Here is an 18,335-nt window from a genome sequence, read left to right on the forward strand (position 1 = left end):
GGCATTTTTATTTTATGAGTACAGTACTTACTTAGTTAGCAAGCCCCAGTACTTTCTTACCTTGGTTGAAGTGAATATCAACCGGAATGCTCGCTGCCTCTAGGCGCGCTAAATCTGAAGCAAGATCGGGTTTAATCACACCCATAGTTTCTACTAGCTTCGCTACGCCATCGTAATCGCCATCACCTTGTAACGTAAGGATTAGTTCAGATAGTGCTTCTACTGCGGCGCCCATCTTCTCCATATTTACGCGATACATGCCGTCTTCTGTTTTCTCGAAGGCGCCTTGCTGGGCAAAAAAGTTAAAGCGGATCATGTTCGCTTTTCCATGTGCAGAACTTGCGCCGAAACGCACAGAACGGAAAATGCCAGCCATAAAGGTAACGTAATAATCTTCTAGTGTTCCTTCAGTGATTTCACCTTTTTCAAGAAGACTTTGCACCATGTACAAACCTAGAATATCCGCCTTGCCTTCTTCAAGAGCCGACGCATGCTCTTTAAGTGCTCCGCGCACAGTCCCTGTACCATCTAGGGTGTTCTTAATCCCTAAACCGTGTGCCACTTCATGAAACATGGTGTTCGCGAAAAAGGCGTCAAACGTAATGTGTTCACGTTGCTCTGGTACAATTAACGTATCCGCAATAGGCACCAAAATAGTATCGAACTTTGCACGCATTGCGTTTTTAAGCTGCAGACGGCGGGTACCTTTTTCTAGCTGTACTCGCTCATCATTGGGCAAGTTAATTGCAATGGTCTTACTGCCTGCATTAGAGTGGCCGGCATAATAAATAACATCATAAGCGTTAAGGTCTGCATCAGAACCTGGCATTTCCGCTTTATATGCCTCAGCAACCGGAAGGCCTTGCTGTAATTCAGGTAAGAAGGCCGCGTATTTAGCTAGCTTTTCACTCCATGCTAAATCTTTAATGAGTACATAGGCTTCAAACGCTGCGCGATAGCCAAAGAGTTGATCTTCGTAGCTTTCAATAGGACCGATAACCAGCTCAATAGGGTTGGTTTTCATATCCATCCACGCCATGTCAGAAGCCAGGTAGTCGTTTGATAGTAGGGCTTCAGAACGCAGCTGCAAATATTGTTTAAAGCTTTCATCTTCAGCAAGCTCTGACGCTTTTTTAAGTAAGTCAGATGCCTTCATTAATTCGCTTTTAAAAGCTTCAGAATAAGGCACCGAATAAAGGTTGCCCGCTTCATCGCGCTTCACCATGGAATAAAGGCCTTGTTTGTCGCCAAAATCTGCCGTGGCAAATTCCTTTTTTTCCATATCATGGGGATAGAACTCAGCGCCCAGCGCTTTGTCTTCATAGCCACTTAAAAAAGGTGTATCGCCATTTAAACGATCCCAAGGTCCATAGTTTATCGCTGCAAAGTGGCGAACTTTTTCGTCACTAATTGACGAAAGAAATGCATCTTTATCTTCAAAGAACGCTTGTTTCCAGAACAAGTCGTCCATGATTTTCGATGCATCAATTAACAGTGAAAGCATTTTGTGTTGATTGTCACTAAGGTGTGACAAATCGCTGGTAAGATCTACGCCGTGATAAATAGATAAGCGAGACTCATCAACAAGTAAGGTTTGCTCGGAAGCGGTTTCAGGCTTTGCTGTTTGAGTTGGTGTTGTATCGGCGCTTTTGCTGCACGCGGTCAGCATAAATAAACCCGCTACTGCAGCTGCAATAGGAGAGTAAGTTGTAATTGTTTTTTTCATAATGACTCTTACCGTGTGGTTTAACCGCATTGATTTAAAGTATGCGGGGCGGTGAATAGATAGCTCACTATAGCTATGCTTTTGATTTAATACAAAAGTATGAAAAATATTTGCTTAATATCAATAGTGGTTTGCTACCAGTTGACTATACTTTAAAAAAGCTCTGGTGGTTCTGCCGTTGCTAATGATTCGCATCGACACTGTATTTTTTTAGTTGGTCGAAACTAAAGAGCTACTATAGTATGGTGATAGAAATACCATAATAAAACAATAAACGGTTTGTATTTTAGCGTGAAGCATAGAGGCCTATGTTAGTTAACGCACGGAATGCAACGCACAAACATCGAATCTATTTTAGTCATCAGTTTTGCTGGTGGTCGAGATGATTAACTGGTAAAGCAACCTATCGCCTTCACGAGGCTATTTGGAACTTTCTAAGGGTAGAAATATGTCTACACAGAACGCGCTTTCAACCATTTTGGTTGAAAAAATTAACAATGACACACTCGTCCTTCCCACGCTTCCTGCTATTGCATTGAAAGTCCGCAAAGCGGCAGACGATCCCGACATTAATTTAAACGCGATGGGAGATGTGATTGGTCAAGATCCATCGCTTAGCGCAAGAATGATTAAAATTGCGAACAGCGCTTACATGGGCCGCAGCGTAAAAGTGACCTCTATCAGCCAAGCGGTGACTCGAATTGGTCTGCGCCAAATTAAGAATATTTCTACAGCATTGGCCATGGAGCAGCTATTCGTTTCTAAGAACGACGTTGTCGCACGCTATTTGCAGCAAGAGTGGGCAAATACAGTTAATATCGTGGCTAACTCTATGGCGGTGCTTCAGCTTTACATAGCGCGTACCAAAAAGCGTGAAATGAGCATGGATACCATGACACTAGCGGCACTGGTTCACAACATTGGTGTTCTGCCTATTTTGACCGAGGCTGAGCGTCACCCTGAAGTCTTTGCGAACCCTTCATTCCTTGAAGTGGCAATCGATAAATTAGCTGGCCGTATTGGTGCAAGCATTATGACAGAGTGGGGCTTCGGAGAAACCTTCGTTAACGTTTCAAAAAATTGGAAAGACCTAAGCTACATGCCAGAAGAGTTAACCTACATTGATTTCGTTCGTGTTGGCGCTGCAGTCTCAGGTGCGGTAGACAGTCAAAAAGATGCGATCTTAAACTTAGCTATTCAGCGCGGTGTGGTTGAAGATATGGGCGAGCTTCATTCTGATGAGTTTGAAGAGCTTGCAAGCGCAGCGAAGCAGATCTTCTTGTAAGTGTTTTAAGCGACAAAATACTGCAAAGGCCGGTACTGAAGCATAACTTCAGTACCGGCCTTTTCGTTATGGAAAGCTGACAATGAAACAGCACAAAGCAAATAAATGCTGCTACGCGCTAACAGGCTTCTTTTGAACGTAAAGCAGCAATAAACCTAACCCCAATCCCCACACCGCTGAGGTCATGGAATATAAACTAAATCCTGACGCCGTACACAGCATGGTAAGCAACGCAGGAGCCCTGTGGTGCTCTACTTCCATAGCGCGAACCACCGCTCCTTGCAGCGTAGCTAATAGGGCTAGTCCAGCAAGCAGATGAATAATGATACTGGGCATACTCACAAATAGCGCAACGACCACAGACGCTAATAACCCCATGAACAAATACGCCACCCCCGCTGCTATAGCGGCTTTATAGCGCTGCGACTTTTCATCATCCGCTTGCTCGCCCATGCATAGCGCTGCTGTTATCGCCGCTAAGTTAAAGGTAAAACCACCGAAAGGTGCTAATAAGGCTTGAACAATGGCAATGCCTGACAAAATGGGTTTGTGGTCGGGCGTATATCCATGGGCGTGATGAATAGCTATGCCTGGCAAGTTTTGAGAAAGCGTGGTGATAAGAAAAAGGGGAAATGCTAATCCAATGGCAGCACTCAGTGAGAAAGTGGGCGTTACCCAAATAGGCTCGGGCAGGGTGAATATTGATGGCAGCCCTGGTGAGTCGCTTGATAGAGCAACCACACCATCTGCACTACTCATAAACAAGCTAATGGTCACCGACATGATCAGCAACAACAGCATAAGGTAGCGGGGAAATAGTCGACTTCCTACTAAATAAGCCGCGATAAATAACGCAACTAAGTACGGTGCGTCATTAACATCACTGAATATCGCAAGGCATATAGGTAAGAGAATGCCGGCCAAAAGCGCCGATGAGATTGCAGGGGGAATCCGACTTATTTGTTTGAGCAGGCTACGGCTTTGCGCAGTTACAAGAGAAAGCAAGGCACATAGTATAAATGCACCAATGGCTTCACTTAAACGGTAGTCACCGATACTGGTTAACAAAAAAGCCGCGCCAGGGGTAGACCAAGCGGTAACAACGGGCAGTTTGGATAGCCACGAGAACAGAATGCAGGTAATGCCCATACCGAGCCCAAGCGCCAACAACCAACTCACTACCATGTCGTCGCTGGCGCCGGCTTTACGCGCTACATCAATGATAATGACAACAGAACTACTGTAACCTACTGTAACCGCGGTTAGCCCTGCGCTGATATGACTTAACTTCCACTTGCTCATGAAAACCCTCGTGATGGAATTTCGATTTGGAATCGACCGAGCGATGAAACACGCTTTTAGTGTCTATCGAATGTGCTACTCTACCTTTTTGTGCGCTATAACGTACAATAGTTAACTTAACATCTGTGCGTTATAGCGCACAACTGGTTTATTAAACTCAGCGTCAAAATAAAAGGCCTTCATTACATGACAAAAGCAAATGCGCAGCCTTCTGCTATTTCAAGAAGTATTGCACACCACCTGCAGTCTGTTCGTAAAGCTCGGGGGCTTTCCCTTGATAAAACCGCGCAGTTGACGGGAGTGTCTAAAGCCATGTTGGGGCAAATAGAACGAGGCGAGTCTAGCCCCACAATCGCTACCTTGTGGAAGATAGCAACCGGTCTTGCGTGTTCTTTTTCTTCTTTCTTGTCAGGTGATGAAACCGCACCTACGTCCCAACATGCCGACAACAAGTTCGCTAACGACCCAAACGTAACCATAAAAACGCTATTTCCGTTTAACTCAGCCACCCAGTTTGAAATGTTTGAACTATGCTTAACGGACTTTCATGAGCAGCACTCTTCGGCGCATCAAATAGGCGTCACCGAACATATTCACGTACTACAAGGAAAGTTAGGGGTTTTGCAAGATGGTCAATGGCAAACTTATCAAGCGCAAGAGCAGTGTATATTACGCGCAGACCAGCCCCACGGTTATCGAGATGAAGTAGGAGAAACGCGCTTTATTGTGGTTATTCACTATCCAACTTAAAGCGGTTGGGCAACTTTCTTGCAAAAGCTAGGAGAAAGGCTAGGAAAAAAGCGAAGAAGTATTTGCGCTACATGACGGTTGCCACAGTTCAAACAAGCAAGTTAATTAACAGAGCCTAATAAAAAGCCTAACTACCCCTAGGTAATTAGGCTTTTCGATAGCGCTAGGCTATCTTTTTCATCGGCTTAATATTTATTTGCCATAAGTTTATAAACTATCGTCGTTAAGATTAAGCGCACCACGAAGGAAGTTAAGCAGTGTACAAATTTCGGCTGACATAAGCGCGAACTCTGCATCAAGGCGCGCTTCAACCTGATCTTTTGGCACATCGTCAGTTTCTTCTTTAATGCGATCGGTGAACTTAACACGTTTAATGGCGCCATCCTCACACATAATAGCCGTCAACGTCTCTGCATATTCGAATGCAACCTTTTGAACCAGCTTACCGGCATCCAAATGAATACTAATTTCTTCGCTGTCTAACGGCTGGTTTTTACAACGAATAACGCTGCCAGTGTCATCGGTAGATTTAAGTTCAGCTTCTTCAAGTAGACCTACACCTTCTGGTGTTGACTCAGTAACCCAGTGCGTAAGCTCGCTTTGAAGGCTTCTACGCGTAAATGGCACTACTGGAAGTGAGCCTATGGCTTTTCTTACCATGGCCAAAAAGGCTTCGGCTTTGCCATCAGATGATGCGTCTACTACGACTAAGTTGTCAGCAAGCGAAATAAAGCCGTGAGTGTAGGTGTTTTTCGTAAATGCCTGGGGCAGCAAGCGGGTTTGAATTTCTTGTTTAAGATCTGCCTTGGCTTTTTTACCTACCGGCGAACCGGTTTCCATTTCAATTTTGGCCACCATTTCGTCAAGCTCGGCATTTACCACTGCGCCGGGCAAGATCTTTTCTTGTTTCTTTAGGGTTATCCAAAAACGCTGTTGAACAACATGGAACATGGTGCCTTGCTTACCCGCCTGAGAAAACGGAGAGGCGAACCCCATGGTTGCTAAGTCTTGGCTACCGCACGGGCGAAAAGCGTGTTCGTTAAGGGCACGTTCTAAATCGCCCTCGTCTAGCGATAACGGCTGAGTAATTTGATAGGCTTTTACATTTTTAAACCACATAGTGTAAGCATTCTCTTGATAAAAATAGGGCGCAAGCCTACCAACGTAAGACTCGCGGTGCAATTGAATAAAAGGCCCTAGAAAGCGGGCACCTTAGATTGATAGTGGCAAGAAAGGTTAAGCACTCTTTTTCGGAAAACGAATGGTGTACTGTAAGCCGTTGCCAAGCGTACTGTCGGCCTCTATATGTCCATGCAGTGACTGCGTAACTAGGTTGTACATAATATGCGTGCCTAGACCGCTACCACCTTCTCCGCGTTTGGTAGTAAAGAAGGCATCAAACAACTTACTGAGCTCTTCTTCGCTTAAACCTTTTCCGTCATCTTGGTAGTGGATCACAACATTATTACCATCTTCTTTTACATCTAGTGTTACAGAGCCGGCCGCTTTGCCTTCAAAGCCGTGCGTAATTGAGTTAACCACCATATTGGTAACGATTTGAGCGATGGCGCCAGGTGCACAGGTCACAACTAAATTATCGGGGCAGGATACGTTAATTTGATGTTCAGTATGCTTAAAACTTGGCTTAAGTGACTGAATAATTTCGTTAATATAGTCGCCCAACACAAATTCGCGCTCGGTTTCACTGGTCTGGTCAACGGCCACCTGTTTAAAGCTGGCGATAAGATCAGATGCGCGTTCTAGGTTACTTAAAAGTAGTAGCGCAGTTTGTTCTGCTTCATCGATGAAGCTTGCCATGTTCTTACTGGTCAGGCTTTTATCTTCGAAGTCGGTTTTTAAATTGTTAAGTCGCTCTTGTAGAAAGCTGGCAGCGGTCACACTCACGCCTAATGGCGTGTTTACGTCATGCGCGATACCGGCCACAAGACCGCCCAGCGACGCCATGCGCTCCGACTCGACTAATTGCTCTTGCGCTTGATGAAGTGTATCCATCGAACTGGCTAGCTCTTGGTTACGTTTGCGCAGTTCGGCTTCTATATACTGACGATTTTCGTTTTCTTGGCGAAGCTCTCGTTGGTGGGCAATAAGCTCGTCTTTTTGCTGCTCTAAGTCGAGCATGATCTGAGACAACGACGCTGTTTTCTTTGCCACTTCTTGTTCTAAAATCAGGTTTTGGTCGTCTAGCTTCTTGTTGGCAAGAGTGAGTTCATTCTGCGCGTCTTTCAGCTTATTGTTTGAAATAATCAGGTCGTCAATAACGTGGTTGTAAGATTCCTTAAGCTGTAATAGCTCGTTGTCATCATCGAGCTTTATGCTGAGTTTGCTCTCTTCTGGGTGTTGAGGATCGAAATTACCCATTTGCTCGGTAATGGTTTGCAGCGGTTCAGAAAGCATGGTGCGAAATGCGGTCATGAACAAGAAGACCAGAAAGGTGGTTTTTACTAACGCATTACCGATAAGAAAAAATACGCCTACTTCAATACGGCTAAAAATAGTATCAAAGCTAGAATACAAGGTAACGTCGCCAACCGTAGATTCGCGACCTGAGAATTTAAATACTAGTGGGAAGCTGTAGCTAAATACGCCGCCGGGATGATCTTCAATTATTTCACGGTCAACCGGAGCAGGAGAGCGCTGAGCACGGATGCCGTACTCGGCAATGTAGTTACCGTTTTCACCACGAACTTGAAGCCCTTCAACAATAGGCAATGACATAAGGCCTTCGGCGATGGCACGCACTTGGTCGTGGTTAAGTTCCCACAAAGCGCGGGTCAGGCTAGAAGAAAAGGTGTTTTTTAGCGTTTGAAGCTCGCCTTCAACGTGATTTTTCGTGCTGAGGTATTCTGTAAAGATCTGTCCTACCGTCACTAGCAGCGTGAGAGAAAAGTACACTGACAACACTCTGGCTAAGAGTTTCCTTGATAACCCTGTCTTGACCGCAGCCATCGATAAACACACCCCTGTTACATCAGACCTTTTAAATCACCGACAACGCTTGGTAGTTGCTCACCTTTGCAACAATAACAGTCGGTTTTATGTAATTTCAAGAATATGCGTAATCGTATGAATAAACAAGATTATGTATTTAAACTTTGGAACAAGCTTGTATTAAACTTGACACATAAATGTAATCGTTTTAATAAAACTGTCACAGACCACATTAATAATAACGGCGTTTAAAAATGAGCAGGAATATTACGATGTCTCGTACAGTGTTGGTGGTTGAGGACGAAGCGCCTATCCGTGAAATGCTTAAGTTTGTGCTTGAGCAATCTGGTTTTAACATTATTGAAGCCGAAGATTTCGACATCGCGCAAGAAAAAATTTGCGAACCTTACCCAGATTTAATCTTACTAGATTGGATGTTGCCGGGAGGAAGCGGTGTACAGCTAGCTAAAAGTTTAAAGCAGCACGAGTTTACTCGTGACATTCCCGTCATCATGCTTACAGCCCGTGGCGAGGAAGAAGACAAAATTCGCGGCCTGGATGCAGGTGCTGATGACTACGTTACTAAACCATTCTCGCCGAAGGAACTTGTGGCAAGAATCAAAGCAGTGATGCGAAGAGTTACGCCTACATCAAGCGAGGAGCCCATTGAATTTAATGGTCTTAAACTTGAACCGGTATCACATCGCGTAATGGCGAATGAAGAACCGTTAGACATGGGGCCGACTGAATTTAAGTTGTTGCACTTCTTTATGACGCACCCAGAACGTGTCTATAGCCGAGAGCTACTGCTAGATAATGTTTGGGGAACCAATGTTTATGTAGAAGACAGAACGGTAGATGTACATATTCGACGTCTACGCAAAGCTATCTCTCGCCACGGACATGATGCTATGATCCAAACAGTACGCGGCGCGGGTTACCGTTTTTCTACTAAGCTGTAATAGATGTAGTGTTTAGGGAGTAACATGGTGTTATTCCCTTGATGTCGCTGCGCCATCTGGGCATGCGCCCAATTCCACCTTAAACAACGCGAGCTATTTCATGTATTACCCGTTCTCTTGGTTGAGAAGTACATTGCGCTTAGTGCTATTCCTTGTGGTTTTTGCGCTAGTCGGGTGGTATTTAGATGATATGTTATTCGCCGTTGCCATTGGCGCAACCCTGCTACTGCTATTTAACTACTGGCATCTATACAAGCTAAATCGCTGGTTATGGCATAGTCGTAAAATGTCTCCACCTACCGTGCGTGGCGTGTGGGAACATATTTATGAAGGTATTTATTACCTTCAGCGTCGTAACCGCAATAAGCGCAAAGAGCTTGGTGAATTGGTAAAGCGCTTTAGAGAGGGTTCTGAAGCCTTGCCTGATGCGGCGGTAGTGGTTGATGCTAAGGCCTGCATTATTTGGTGTAACCGCCTTGCTCGCTTGGATTTAGGGCTTAAATGGCCGCAAGACTCTGGGCGTCGAATCGACAACTTGTTGCGCCATCCGGAGTTTATTCAGTACTTTCATGCAGGGAATTATAAATACCCCATTGAAGTACCGTCGCCTACCAACCCCAACAAAACCTTTGAATACCGGATTATGCCTTATGGCGATGAGCATTTGTTGCTGATTGCCCGTGACATAACGCGGGTGTCCCAGCTTGAAGAAATGCGTAAGGACTTTGTGGCAAATGTGTCTCATGAATTGCGTACACCGCTAACGGTCATTAACGGATACCTTGAAATTCTTCCTATTGATGAAGACTCCGATCCATTCATGCAAAAAGCGATGAAAGAAATGACATCGCAAACCCACCGTATGCAAAACTTGATAGAAGACTTGCTGGTGTTGTCGCGCATTGAAGCAAGTTCGGAACGCATCTACGAAAATGTTGTGAATATTCCTGTGGTCCTTGCGCAAGTGGAAAGAGAAGCGCAGGCGCTTAATAAAGAGAAAAACCACACAATAAACTTCCACATCGACAAAGAACTCTATGTTTTCGGTGTAGAGACCGAGCTTCGAAGTGCTTGCTCAAACCTAGTGTTTAATGCGGTGCACTACACACCTGCTGGTGGCAAAATTAATGTGTACTGGCGACGTAAACCAAATGGCGCGCAATTTTCTGTGGTAGATAACGGTGATGGTATTGAGCCAAATCATCTAAACCGTCTTACCGAGCGCTTTTATCGCGTGGATAAAGCGCGCTCTCGCAAAACCGGTGGCTCTGGCTTAGGTCTTTCCATTGTAAAACATGTACTAAGTCATCATAATTCCCGTTTAGATATAACCAGTTCATTGGGTGAGGGTAGCAATTTCTCGTTTGTGCTGGATAACGAGTTGATTGCAGAGCAACTGTAACCCTAAGAGGCGAGAAGTGTTGGTGAGCAAAAAGCATGACAAGATGAAAGAGCAACGCTATCGCCTTTCAACGTTACTTTTAGTAATAGGCTTATTGTTACCATTTGGAACCCTGGCTGATTCTCAAAATACTCAAAGCTCGTCATCTGCTTCTGGTAGCTATCAAGTACCTGCCTATGAACGTAAGCCTGGGGTGGCAGGAAAAATATCCTCTGTTGGCTCAGACACGCTGGCAAACTTAATGACCTTTTGGTCACAGGAATTTAAAACCCTTTATCCTCAGGTCGGCTTTCAAATACAGGCGTCCGGTTCATCTACCGCTCCGCCGGCACTTATTGAAGGTACTGCCACCATAGGCCCTATGAGCCGAGAATTAAAGCCCAGTGAAATACGGGATTTTACGCGAACCCACGGTTACCCGCCTACGGTATTAAAAGTGGCAATGGATGCCATCGCCATTTTTGTGGATAGACGCAATCCGCTGCCGGGTATGACCCTTGAGCAAGTTGACGCGGTGTTTTCTGAAACCCAGTTTTGTGGCAGCAATACAGCCATTACCAATTGGTCTCAGCTCGGCGTTGACGATATAGGCTATCGTTCTCCTATCAGGCTGTACGGTCGAAATTCAGTATCGGGTACTTACGGCTTGTTTAAAGTGATGGCGCTGTGCGATGGTGACTTTAAGAATACGGTAAACGAACAACCTGGCTCTGCATCTGTAGTATTGTCCGTGGCCAGCGGTACAGGCGCGATTGGCTATGCCGCTTACGGCTATAAAACCGCAGGAGTTCGCGCTCTGCCTTTAGGTGAGTCGCTAGATAGCTTAATCCCTCTTTCTATTGATACGGTGCGCAACGAAACGTATCCGTTTGCCCGTTTTCTTTATTTAGTGATAAATAAAAAGCCTGGTGAGCCTTTACCTACTCTGGAAAGGGAGTTTTTGCGCTATATCTTGTCACAGGAAGGGCAGCAGCAGGTGTTAAGAGACGGATATTTCCCCATTCGTGAAGACGTACTGGTACGCCAACGCCGACTGCTTGACGAATAATAAGTGCCATTCAGAACAACGCTAACCACTCTAATGCCGCTGAACAAATCAACAAGTTTTTTAGGTGGAAGCCTCTTTAAAGTCTACTTCACCCTAGCTGCAATGTCATAATTACGTCACAAATCAAGAAGGTATATTGACGAAAATCTGACTAATTGCGATTAAAAAAAGGGGCGGTTGATAATAAATAAAGTCTACGTTCGGTCAAAAATTTCAGATTTTTACCAATTAAGTTTTAGAAAAATATACAAAAAACAAATTCTCAGTAGCCAAAGTAAGTCTTCTAAACGTGTTTCTAGCCCAAAATTGAACTTTTTCTATGAAACTTTTGTTACAGCGACTTAATGTAACAAATGTGTCATCTACCTCAGTTAAAGTTTCCGCGTTTTCAAAATCCATAACTATACCGTACCTGGAGAAACACATGGAACTTAAGCAACTTTTCAAGGCTTCAGCTATTGCTACTGCACTTGTTCTAGCAGGCTGTGGCGGCGATATTAATATCAGTGAAGGTGATATTGATAACAGCGTAACTAATAATAATGGTGGAAGCACTGGTGGCGATACTGGTGGCGATACTGGTTCAGATGATACAGCTCCAGGTGAAGTAAGCTCTTTCCTAAGTGGTGAAGTTTCTGATGCGTTCGGCCAGTCGGTTGAAGTACGTGTTCTTTCTGGTCGTTTAACAGCTGATGATGCTGACGCTCAAGGCGTTATCACGCTAACTAATGACACAGTGTGGGCACTTGAAGGACCAGTATTTATTGGTAACGACAAAGCAGACAGCGTAACGCTAGCAATCGAAGAAGGTACAATCATCTTTGGTCGCACTGGTGCAGATTACCTTGTAGTTAGCCGTGACTCTCAAATTGAAGCAGAAGGTACAGCATCTTCTCCAATCATCATGACATCTTTCAACGATGTTGTAGGTGACGAAGTTGGAGCAGGCCAATGGGGTGGTGTGGTTATCCTTGGTAACGGTACTTCAACTAAATGCCCGCAAGACGGCTCTGACTGTGCGCTTCAGGTTGAAGGTGCAGAAGAGGGTGCAGTATTTGGTGGTACAGACGATACAGACAGCTCTGGCATCCTTAAATACGTAGTAGTGAAATACGCTGGTTTTGAAATTGCGCCAGACAACGAACTTAACGGTATTACATTTGGTGGTGTTGGTTCAGGTACAGAAGTTGACTATGTACAAGTACACAGCAACGCTGATGATGGTGTAGAATTCTTCGGGGGCGCGGTAAACGCGAAACACTTAGTTTTAACAGCTAACCAAGATGACTCAGTAGACTGGGACAACGGTTACAAAGGTAAGCTTCAGTATGTTTACGTTCAGCACGCTGCTGACAACTCTGACGCAAACCGCGGTATTGAAGGTGACGGCGACGGTGGTGACGGCCTAGAATTCTCTAAGCCAATGATCGCAAACATGACAGTTATTGGTAACACTTTCGATACAGCTGACGCTGACTCTGAAGGTTTACTACTTCGCGACCAAACTGGCGCAAACCTAATGAACTTTCTTATCACTGGTCCAGAAGCAATGGGCGAGTGTTTAGAAATGGACACTGACGAAACGGTTCAAGCTAACCTTTCTGACGGTGACCTAACCATGACTTACTCAGCAATTGCTTGTTCTGAGCCGTTCAACACGCCAGAAGGTGCAGTTGACCTTGAAGCATGGTTTACTGGTCAAGAAGGCAACCAGTTAATCGCATTTGAAGACCGTGCAAATCTTGGTCTTAACCCCGACGGCACGCTTACAGCGCAAAGTGAACTTCTAACAGCTGGTGGCGATGCGTCAACATTGCTTGATACATTCTTTGAAGCAAACACATTCATTGGTGCGATTGGTGAAGACGACTGGCGTCAAGGTTGGGCATTTGGTTTCGGTGGCGGTAACATCGAACTAGTACAATCTGCTTCTGGCTGTCCATCAGGTACGACTTCTATCACGCCAGTAGACGGTTCAACCACTACGTGCGAAGTGTCTGGCACTATCACGTCTGACCTTACGCTTACAGAAGGTAACTTCTACGCGCTTTCAGGTGCAGTATTCGTAGGTGGCGACAAAGAAAACAGCGCAACCCTTACTGTTGAGCCAGGCGTTACCGTTTACGGTGCATCGGGTAATGACTACCTAGTAATTAGCCGTGATTCAGAAATCAATGCAAACGGTACTGCTGAAAACCCAATTACTTTCACATCACGTGACCACGTTGTTGGCGGTCTTGAGGCGGGTGAAGCGGGACAATGGGGCGGCATGATCGTTCTAGGTAACGGCGAATCTACTAAGTGTCCTCAAGACGGTACCGATTGTTCACTTCAAGTTGAAGGTGCACAAGAAGGTGCAGTATTCGGCGGAACTGACAACACAGATAGCTCTGGTACTCTTCGCTACGTTCGCGTAATGCACGGCGGTTTTGAAATTGCACCAGATAACGAACTAAACGGTATTACGTTTGGCGGTGTGGGTTCTGGTACTACTGTTGAGTATGTACAAGTTCACAAAAACGCAGATGACGGTGTTGAGTTCTTCGGTGGTGCAGTAAACGTTAAGTATCTTACGCTAACAGGCATTCAAGATGACTCAGTAGACTGGGATAACGGCTACGTAGGTAAGCTTCAGTTTGTACTTGTTAAGCACGCTGAAGATAACTCTGATGCTAACCGCGCAATTGAAGGCGACGGTGACGGCGGCGACGGCACAGCGTTCTCTAACCCAATGGTTGCTAACATGACTATCATTGGTAACGAGTTCGACACTGCTGATGCAGACTCTGAAGGTGTTCTACTTCGCGACCAAACTAATGCACAACTTTACAACTTTGTTGTAACTGGTCCAGCGGGTATGGGTGAGTGTTTTGAAGCCGACTTAAGCGATGGCGATACTACGCTACTTGCTAACATGGATGGTACCAACACGCCTCAGCTTACTTTTGAAACATCTGTACTAGCGTGTGCTGAAAACATCAAAGACTCTGGCGACTTTAGTCAAGAAGATTGGTTCACTGCGCAGGCAGGTAACAGCCTACTTGATAACACTGCAACAGTACTTAACGGTATTTACACAGTAGATGCAACAGTAGCGACTGACGTATCTACGCTAGACAGCTTCTTCTCTTCAGTAGACTTTATCGGCGCAGTTAAAGACGCTGATAATGACTGGACTGCGGGATGGACTGTTGGTCTTGAATAAGACACAGTTCGCATAGCTAAAAACAAGCAAGTGCGTTGCAACAGTGGCGCACTTGCTTTTAAGTTTGTAAGACACGAATTATTTTCGTGAATGTATTCCTTTCTAAAGAGGTTCATCATGAACAGACCTGCTAACAGGTTTCTTCTAAAACCCATCAGCCTAGCCGTTGCAGCGAGCATTGTGCTTCCAACGTCTATGGCTTTCGCTCAATCAAATGAAGAAGAAGTGATTGAGGAAGTTGTCGCTACCGGTACGCGCCTTAAGGGCACGGCAACGGCAGTAATGGAAGAACGAAAAAATCAAGCTTTCGTAGCTGACATCATGGGTGCTGAGCAGATCGCTCGTACTGGTGACAGTGATGCTGCGGGTGCACTTCGCCGTGTAACTGGTCTAACACTGGTAGATGGTCGTTTCATCTACGTTCGTGGTCTTGGTGAGCGTTACTCATCAACACAATTAAACGGCGCAATCGTGCCAAGCCCAGATCCAACGCGTAACGTAATACCTCTCGACTTGTTCCCGTCGAGCATTATCGAAAGCCTTGCGGTTCAGAAATCGTATTCACCATCTATGCCCGCGGCATTCGGTGGTGGTAACGTAAATATCCGATTGAAATCTATACCTACACAGCGTGTTTTCAACGTATCAGCTGCGGTTGGTATCGATACGGAAAACTCTGGTGATGTGTTAGATTATGCTGGTGGTGGTCGCGATTGGACAGGTGAAGACGACGGTACTCGTGGCGTTTCAGCGGCTATTCAAGAACGTTGGGATTCAAAAAATTTCTTAGACGATCTTGAGCCAGAAGAAGCATTGGAACTGTTCAAAGGTGTTAATAGAGAATACGGGCTAGAAAGAGAGTCTGCCGATCCTGACATGCGCGTGAATGTCACTTATGGTGACAGCTATGATTACGATGAAGACTGGCGCTTTGGCTTTTTGGTAACTTCACGTTATTCAGCCCAAACCCGCTCTTCTGAAGAATACGAGCTACAAGACCCTGACTTAGTCGGCGATGACATTATCAATGTACGCTTCTTTGACGATATCCAAGGTACAGAGCAAACGGTGACTTGGTCTTCACTATTAACACTAGGTGTAGACTATAACCGTCAACATCGTATTGATTACAGCCTTATCGTGCTAAACGATACGCGCGACGAAATCCGCGAGATGTTCGGTAATACTGAAAACCTAAACCAAGCAGAAGGCTTGCGTATTAGAGATATTGATGTTCAGTACGAAGAACGCTCGCTATATACCAATCAGCTTAAAGGCCAGCATACCATCCCAGAGCTAAACTTCATGGGTATTGACTGGACATACTCATTAGGCCGCTCGGTACGCTATGCGCCAGGTAACTTCAATGCACGCTTCGTTATGGAAGATGTGAATGAAGATGGTATTTTTGACGATGAAAACGAAATCTTCTTATCTGATGCACAAACTGCTGCTCGTTATACTTTCCAAAATCTTCACGACCGCTTGGAGAACTTTGGCTATAACGTGACTTACCCAATGACAATGGGTAAGTGGGAAACTGAGTACAAAGTGGGTGCAAGCTTTGTAACCAAAACTCGTACTGCAGAAAACCGCCGTTTCGATATCAATACGTTAGGTGTTGAAGACCGTTCAATATTAGATGGTAACGACTTTAGCGAAATCTTCAGCGACAGCGTTTTAGACACCTTGTCTTTGTCTAGCCGACCTATCATTCGTGATACGACTATTGCTGGTGATGACTATGTAGCGGGTCAGAAAATTGATGCGTACTATCTAGAAGCTGATTTCTTCTATGACAACAAATGGCGCTTCACTGGTGGTGCTCGTTATGAAGACTTCCGTCAGGTAGTGGCGCCATTAGATCCGCGTACAAACCAATTTGACTTGAGTGACGAAGCGGATCGTTCACAGTTAGCGTTTCAAGAAGACGGGTTCTATCCAGCGCTTGCTGTAACTTACTTCTTAGAAGACGATATGCAGTTAAGAGCGAGCATAGGTCAAACAGTTGTGCGTCCGGATCTTCGTGAAGTGTCATCAGCAACTTACCTAGACCCATTAACTAACTTCCCGATTGCGGGTACACCTGGTGTAAGCACAACAGATATCATTAACTATGATTTACGTTGGGAATGGTACCGTGAAGCAGGCAACAACGTATCGGTAGGCTTATTCTACAAAGATATGGAAGCGCCAATTGAATCGGTACAATCTCCAGCTCAGGATGGTCCACCGCTAATTCGTATCGCTAATGCAGAATCTGGTGAGGTCTATGGTGTCGAAGTTGAATTCCTTCAAGACTTGGCCTTTATTGGCGACGGTATCTGGGACAACTTGTTTACTACAGGTAACATCACTGTCAGTGATTCTGAAATCGTGTTAGATCGTCAGAATATTGTTGAGCAAACCGGTGTTTCTGCGGCGATTACTAATGTTGAGCGTCGTATGACGGGTCACTCTCAGTATGTACTTAACATGCAGTTGGGTTATGACTCAGATAACGGTGAACACTCTGCCTCACTCGTCTACAACGTATTTGGTGAGCGTATTCTAATTCCCGGTATCGACGGTTTCGACGATAACTTCGAACAACCATTCCATTCACTTGATATGGTGTACAAGTATTACCCAGACTTTAATAGCACTGTCACATTACGCGTTCAAAATATCCTAGGTGAAGATCGTGAAATTGAATTCAATGATACGTTGCTTAGGTCGGAGACAAGGGGTACAGGTATTAGGTTGTCATATAAATATGACTTCTAAACCTTAACTTATTACAGAGGCCGCTAACCAGCGGCCTTTTTTATGTGCAATAGATGACACTTTTGGTCTATTTATGACAGTTTCGTAATAAAACTGTCACAGAAAACTCCTATCCTACGCGCAGAAATTTATAGTCGGATACAACCGATTTCTTTTAACTTTAAAGGTTTGAATGTATGAAGCTTATCAATGCCTTGCTTGTGGCAGGTGCGCTAGCAGCGACACCCGTGCTTGCACAAGACGATGAAGTCTTAAAACCCGTTGTCGATGAGGCAGCGAAAATAAACGAGTCAGCGGCGAAATCGCAAGAAAAGATTAACGGTATTACCGATCAAATCGACAGCAAACTTCAACAGTTCAAAACTTTGATGAAAGAAATCGAAGGCCTTGAGGTTTATAACACTCAGCTTCGTAAGCAAATCAATAACCAAGAACAAGAAATGGCAGATCTAAATGCTGCTATCGATGAAGTGTCTGTTGTTGAGCGTCAAATCACGCCACTAATGATGCGCATGATTGACGGCCTAGAGCAGTTTGTTGCGCTAGACGTACCATTCCTTCCAGAAGAGCGCGCAAATCGCGTTGCTGACCTTCGCGCTATGATGGACCGTGCCGACGTTGCTGCGTCTGAGAAATTCCGCCGCGTAATGGAAGCGTATCAAGTAGAAATGGACTACGGCCGCACTATGGAAGCGTACAGCGGTATTCATTCAATTAACGGTCAAGAGCGTGACGTTGAATTCCTACGCCTTGGTCGCACAGCGCTAATTTATCAAACACGTGATGCAAGCATGCAGGGTGTTTGGAACAAGCAAACTCGTCAGTGGGAAGAGCTTGATAGCAGCTACCGTACACAAATTACAAAAGGTCTGCGCATGGCGAAGAAGCAACTTGCACCAGACTTGCTAATGCTGCCAGTGGCAATTACAGACTAAGAGGT

12 protein-coding genes are annotated in these 18,335 nt (G+C 45.1%); 8 read left to right on the forward strand and 4 right to left on the reverse strand.

What is annotated here, in order from left to right; all coding sequences use genetic code 11:
* Positions 1–31 precede the first annotated feature (31 nt).
* Positions 32–1,726 (reverse strand): dipeptidyl-peptidase 3 family protein, encoded by a 1,695-nt coding sequence (locus tag WA381_RS17495; protein ID WP_061439557.1) that lies wholly within the window; start codon positions 1,724–1,726, stop codon positions 32–34.
* A 448-nt stretch (positions 1,727–2,174) separates the two neighbouring features.
* Between WA381_RS17495 and WA381_RS17500 the strand changes: the two genes are divergently transcribed.
* Positions 2,175–3,011 carry an HDOD domain-containing protein gene (locus WA381_RS17500; protein WP_014948276.1) on the forward strand — a complete coding sequence of 279 codons (837 nt, stop codon included), beginning with the start codon at positions 2,175–2,177 and terminating at the stop codon, positions 3,009–3,011.
* A 111-nt stretch (positions 3,012–3,122) separates the two neighbouring features.
* On the opposite strand, the gene WA381_RS17505 is transcribed toward WA381_RS17500, so the two are convergent.
* A complete protein-coding gene (locus WA381_RS17505) occupies positions 3,123–4,313 on the reverse strand; it encodes a benzoate/H(+) symporter BenE family transporter (RefSeq protein ID WP_014975686.1) in 1,191 nt (396 codons plus the stop codon).
* Between the two features lie 186 nt (positions 4,314–4,499).
* On the opposite strand from WA381_RS17505, the gene WA381_RS17510 reads away from it, so the two are divergent.
* Positions 4,500–5,063, forward strand: coding sequence for a helix-turn-helix domain-containing protein (locus tag WA381_RS17510; protein ID WP_014948278.1), 564 nt, complete (start codon positions 4,500–4,502; stop codon positions 5,061–5,063).
* Between the two features lie 207 nt (positions 5,064–5,270).
* Here the strand turns inward: WA381_RS17510 and rdgC are convergent, their stop codons facing one another.
* Both rdgC and WA381_RS17520 read right to left on the reverse strand, forming a co-directional pair.
* Positions 5,271–6,182: a recombination-associated protein RdgC gene (rdgC, locus tag WA381_RS17515; protein WP_014948279.1), complete on the reverse strand. Its 912-nt coding sequence runs from the start codon at positions 6,180–6,182 to the stop codon at positions 5,271–5,273.
* Positions 6,183–6,299: 117 nt separating this feature from the next.
* Positions 6,300–8,030 (reverse strand): sensor histidine kinase, encoded by a 1,731-nt coding sequence (locus tag WA381_RS17520; RefSeq protein ID WP_041449809.1) that lies wholly within the window; start codon positions 8,028–8,030, stop codon positions 6,300–6,302.
* A gap of 254 nt (positions 8,031–8,284) precedes the next feature.
* On the opposite strand from WA381_RS17520, the gene phoB reads away from it, so the two are divergent.
* The 6 genes from phoB to WA381_RS17550 all read left to right on the forward strand — a co-directional run bounded on the left by phoB (position 8,285) and on the right by WA381_RS17550 (position 18,330).
* Positions 8,285–8,974: a phosphate regulon transcriptional regulator PhoB gene (phoB, locus tag WA381_RS17525; protein WP_014948281.1), complete on the forward strand. Its 690-nt coding sequence runs from the start codon at positions 8,285–8,287 to the stop codon at positions 8,972–8,974.
* A gap of 100 nt (positions 8,975–9,074) precedes the next feature.
* Complete coding sequence (phoR, locus tag WA381_RS17530; protein WP_156085937.1) at positions 9,075–10,376, forward strand: phosphate regulon sensor histidine kinase PhoR; 1,302 nt, start codon at positions 9,075–9,077, stop codon at positions 10,374–10,376.
* 16 nt (positions 10,377–10,392) lie between these two features.
* On the forward strand, positions 10,393–11,424 hold the full coding sequence (locus WA381_RS17535) for a PstS family phosphate ABC transporter substrate-binding protein (protein WP_156085938.1): 1,032 nt from the start codon (positions 10,393–10,395) through the stop codon (positions 11,422–11,424).
* Positions 11,425–11,848: 424 nt separating this feature from the next.
* On the forward strand, positions 11,849–14,629 hold the full coding sequence (locus WA381_RS17540) for a hypothetical protein (protein ID WP_061439559.1): 2,781 nt from the start codon (positions 11,849–11,851) through the stop codon (positions 14,627–14,629).
* Positions 14,630–14,746: 117 nt separating this feature from the next.
* Entirely contained in the window at positions 14,747–17,395 is a 2,649-nt protein-coding gene (locus tag WA381_RS17545; RefSeq protein ID WP_012517276.1) for a TonB-dependent receptor domain-containing protein, read from the forward strand.
* Between the two features lie 176 nt (positions 17,396–17,571).
* Positions 17,572–18,330 carry a DUF3450 domain-containing protein gene (locus tag WA381_RS17550; protein ID WP_014948287.1) on the forward strand — a complete coding sequence of 253 codons (759 nt, stop codon included), beginning with the start codon at positions 17,572–17,574 and terminating at the stop codon, positions 18,328–18,330.
* The last annotated feature ends 5 nt before the right edge of the window (positions 18,331–18,335 follow it).

It is taken from the genome of Alteromonas sp. CH_MED4-4 (assembly GCF_037029575.1).
Lineage (GTDB): Bacteria > Pseudomonadota > Gammaproteobacteria > Enterobacterales > Alteromonadaceae > Alteromonas > Alteromonas macleodii.

Excerpts from the sequence above, each read along its gene's own strand:
- WA381_RS17495 (WP_061439557.1), bottom strand. The coding sequence starts at position 1,726 with ATGAAAAAAACAATTACAACTTACTCTCCTATTGCAGCTGCAGTAGCG.
- WA381_RS17500 (WP_014948276.1), top strand. The coding sequence starts at position 2,175 with ATGTCTACACAGAACGCGCTTTCAACCATTTTGGTTGAAAAAATTAAC.
- WA381_RS17505 (WP_014975686.1), bottom strand. The coding sequence starts at position 4,313 with ATGAGCAAGTGGAAGTTAAGTCATATCAGCGCAGGGCTAACCGCGGTT.
- WA381_RS17510 (WP_014948278.1), top strand. The coding sequence starts at position 4,500 with ATGACAAAAGCAAATGCGCAGCCTTCTGCTATTTCAAGAAGTATTGCA.
- rdgC (WP_014948279.1), bottom strand. The coding sequence starts at position 6,182 with ATGTGGTTTAAAAATGTAAAAGCCTATCAAATTACTCAGCCGTTATCG.
- WA381_RS17520 (WP_041449809.1), bottom strand. The coding sequence starts at position 8,030 with ATGGCTGCGGTCAAGACAGGGTTATCAAGGAAACTCTTAGCCAGAGTG.
- phoB (WP_014948281.1), top strand. The coding sequence starts at position 8,285 with ATGTCTCGTACAGTGTTGGTGGTTGAGGACGAAGCGCCTATCCGTGAA.
- phoR (WP_156085937.1), top strand. The coding sequence starts at position 9,075 with ATGTATTACCCGTTCTCTTGGTTGAGAAGTACATTGCGCTTAGTGCTA.
- WA381_RS17540 (WP_061439559.1), top strand. The coding sequence starts at position 11,849 with ATGGAACTTAAGCAACTTTTCAAGGCTTCAGCTATTGCTACTGCACTT.
- WA381_RS17545 (WP_012517276.1), top strand. The coding sequence starts at position 14,747 with ATGAACAGACCTGCTAACAGGTTTCTTCTAAAACCCATCAGCCTAGCC.
- WA381_RS17550 (WP_014948287.1), top strand. The coding sequence starts at position 17,572 with ATGAAGCTTATCAATGCCTTGCTTGTGGCAGGTGCGCTAGCAGCGACA.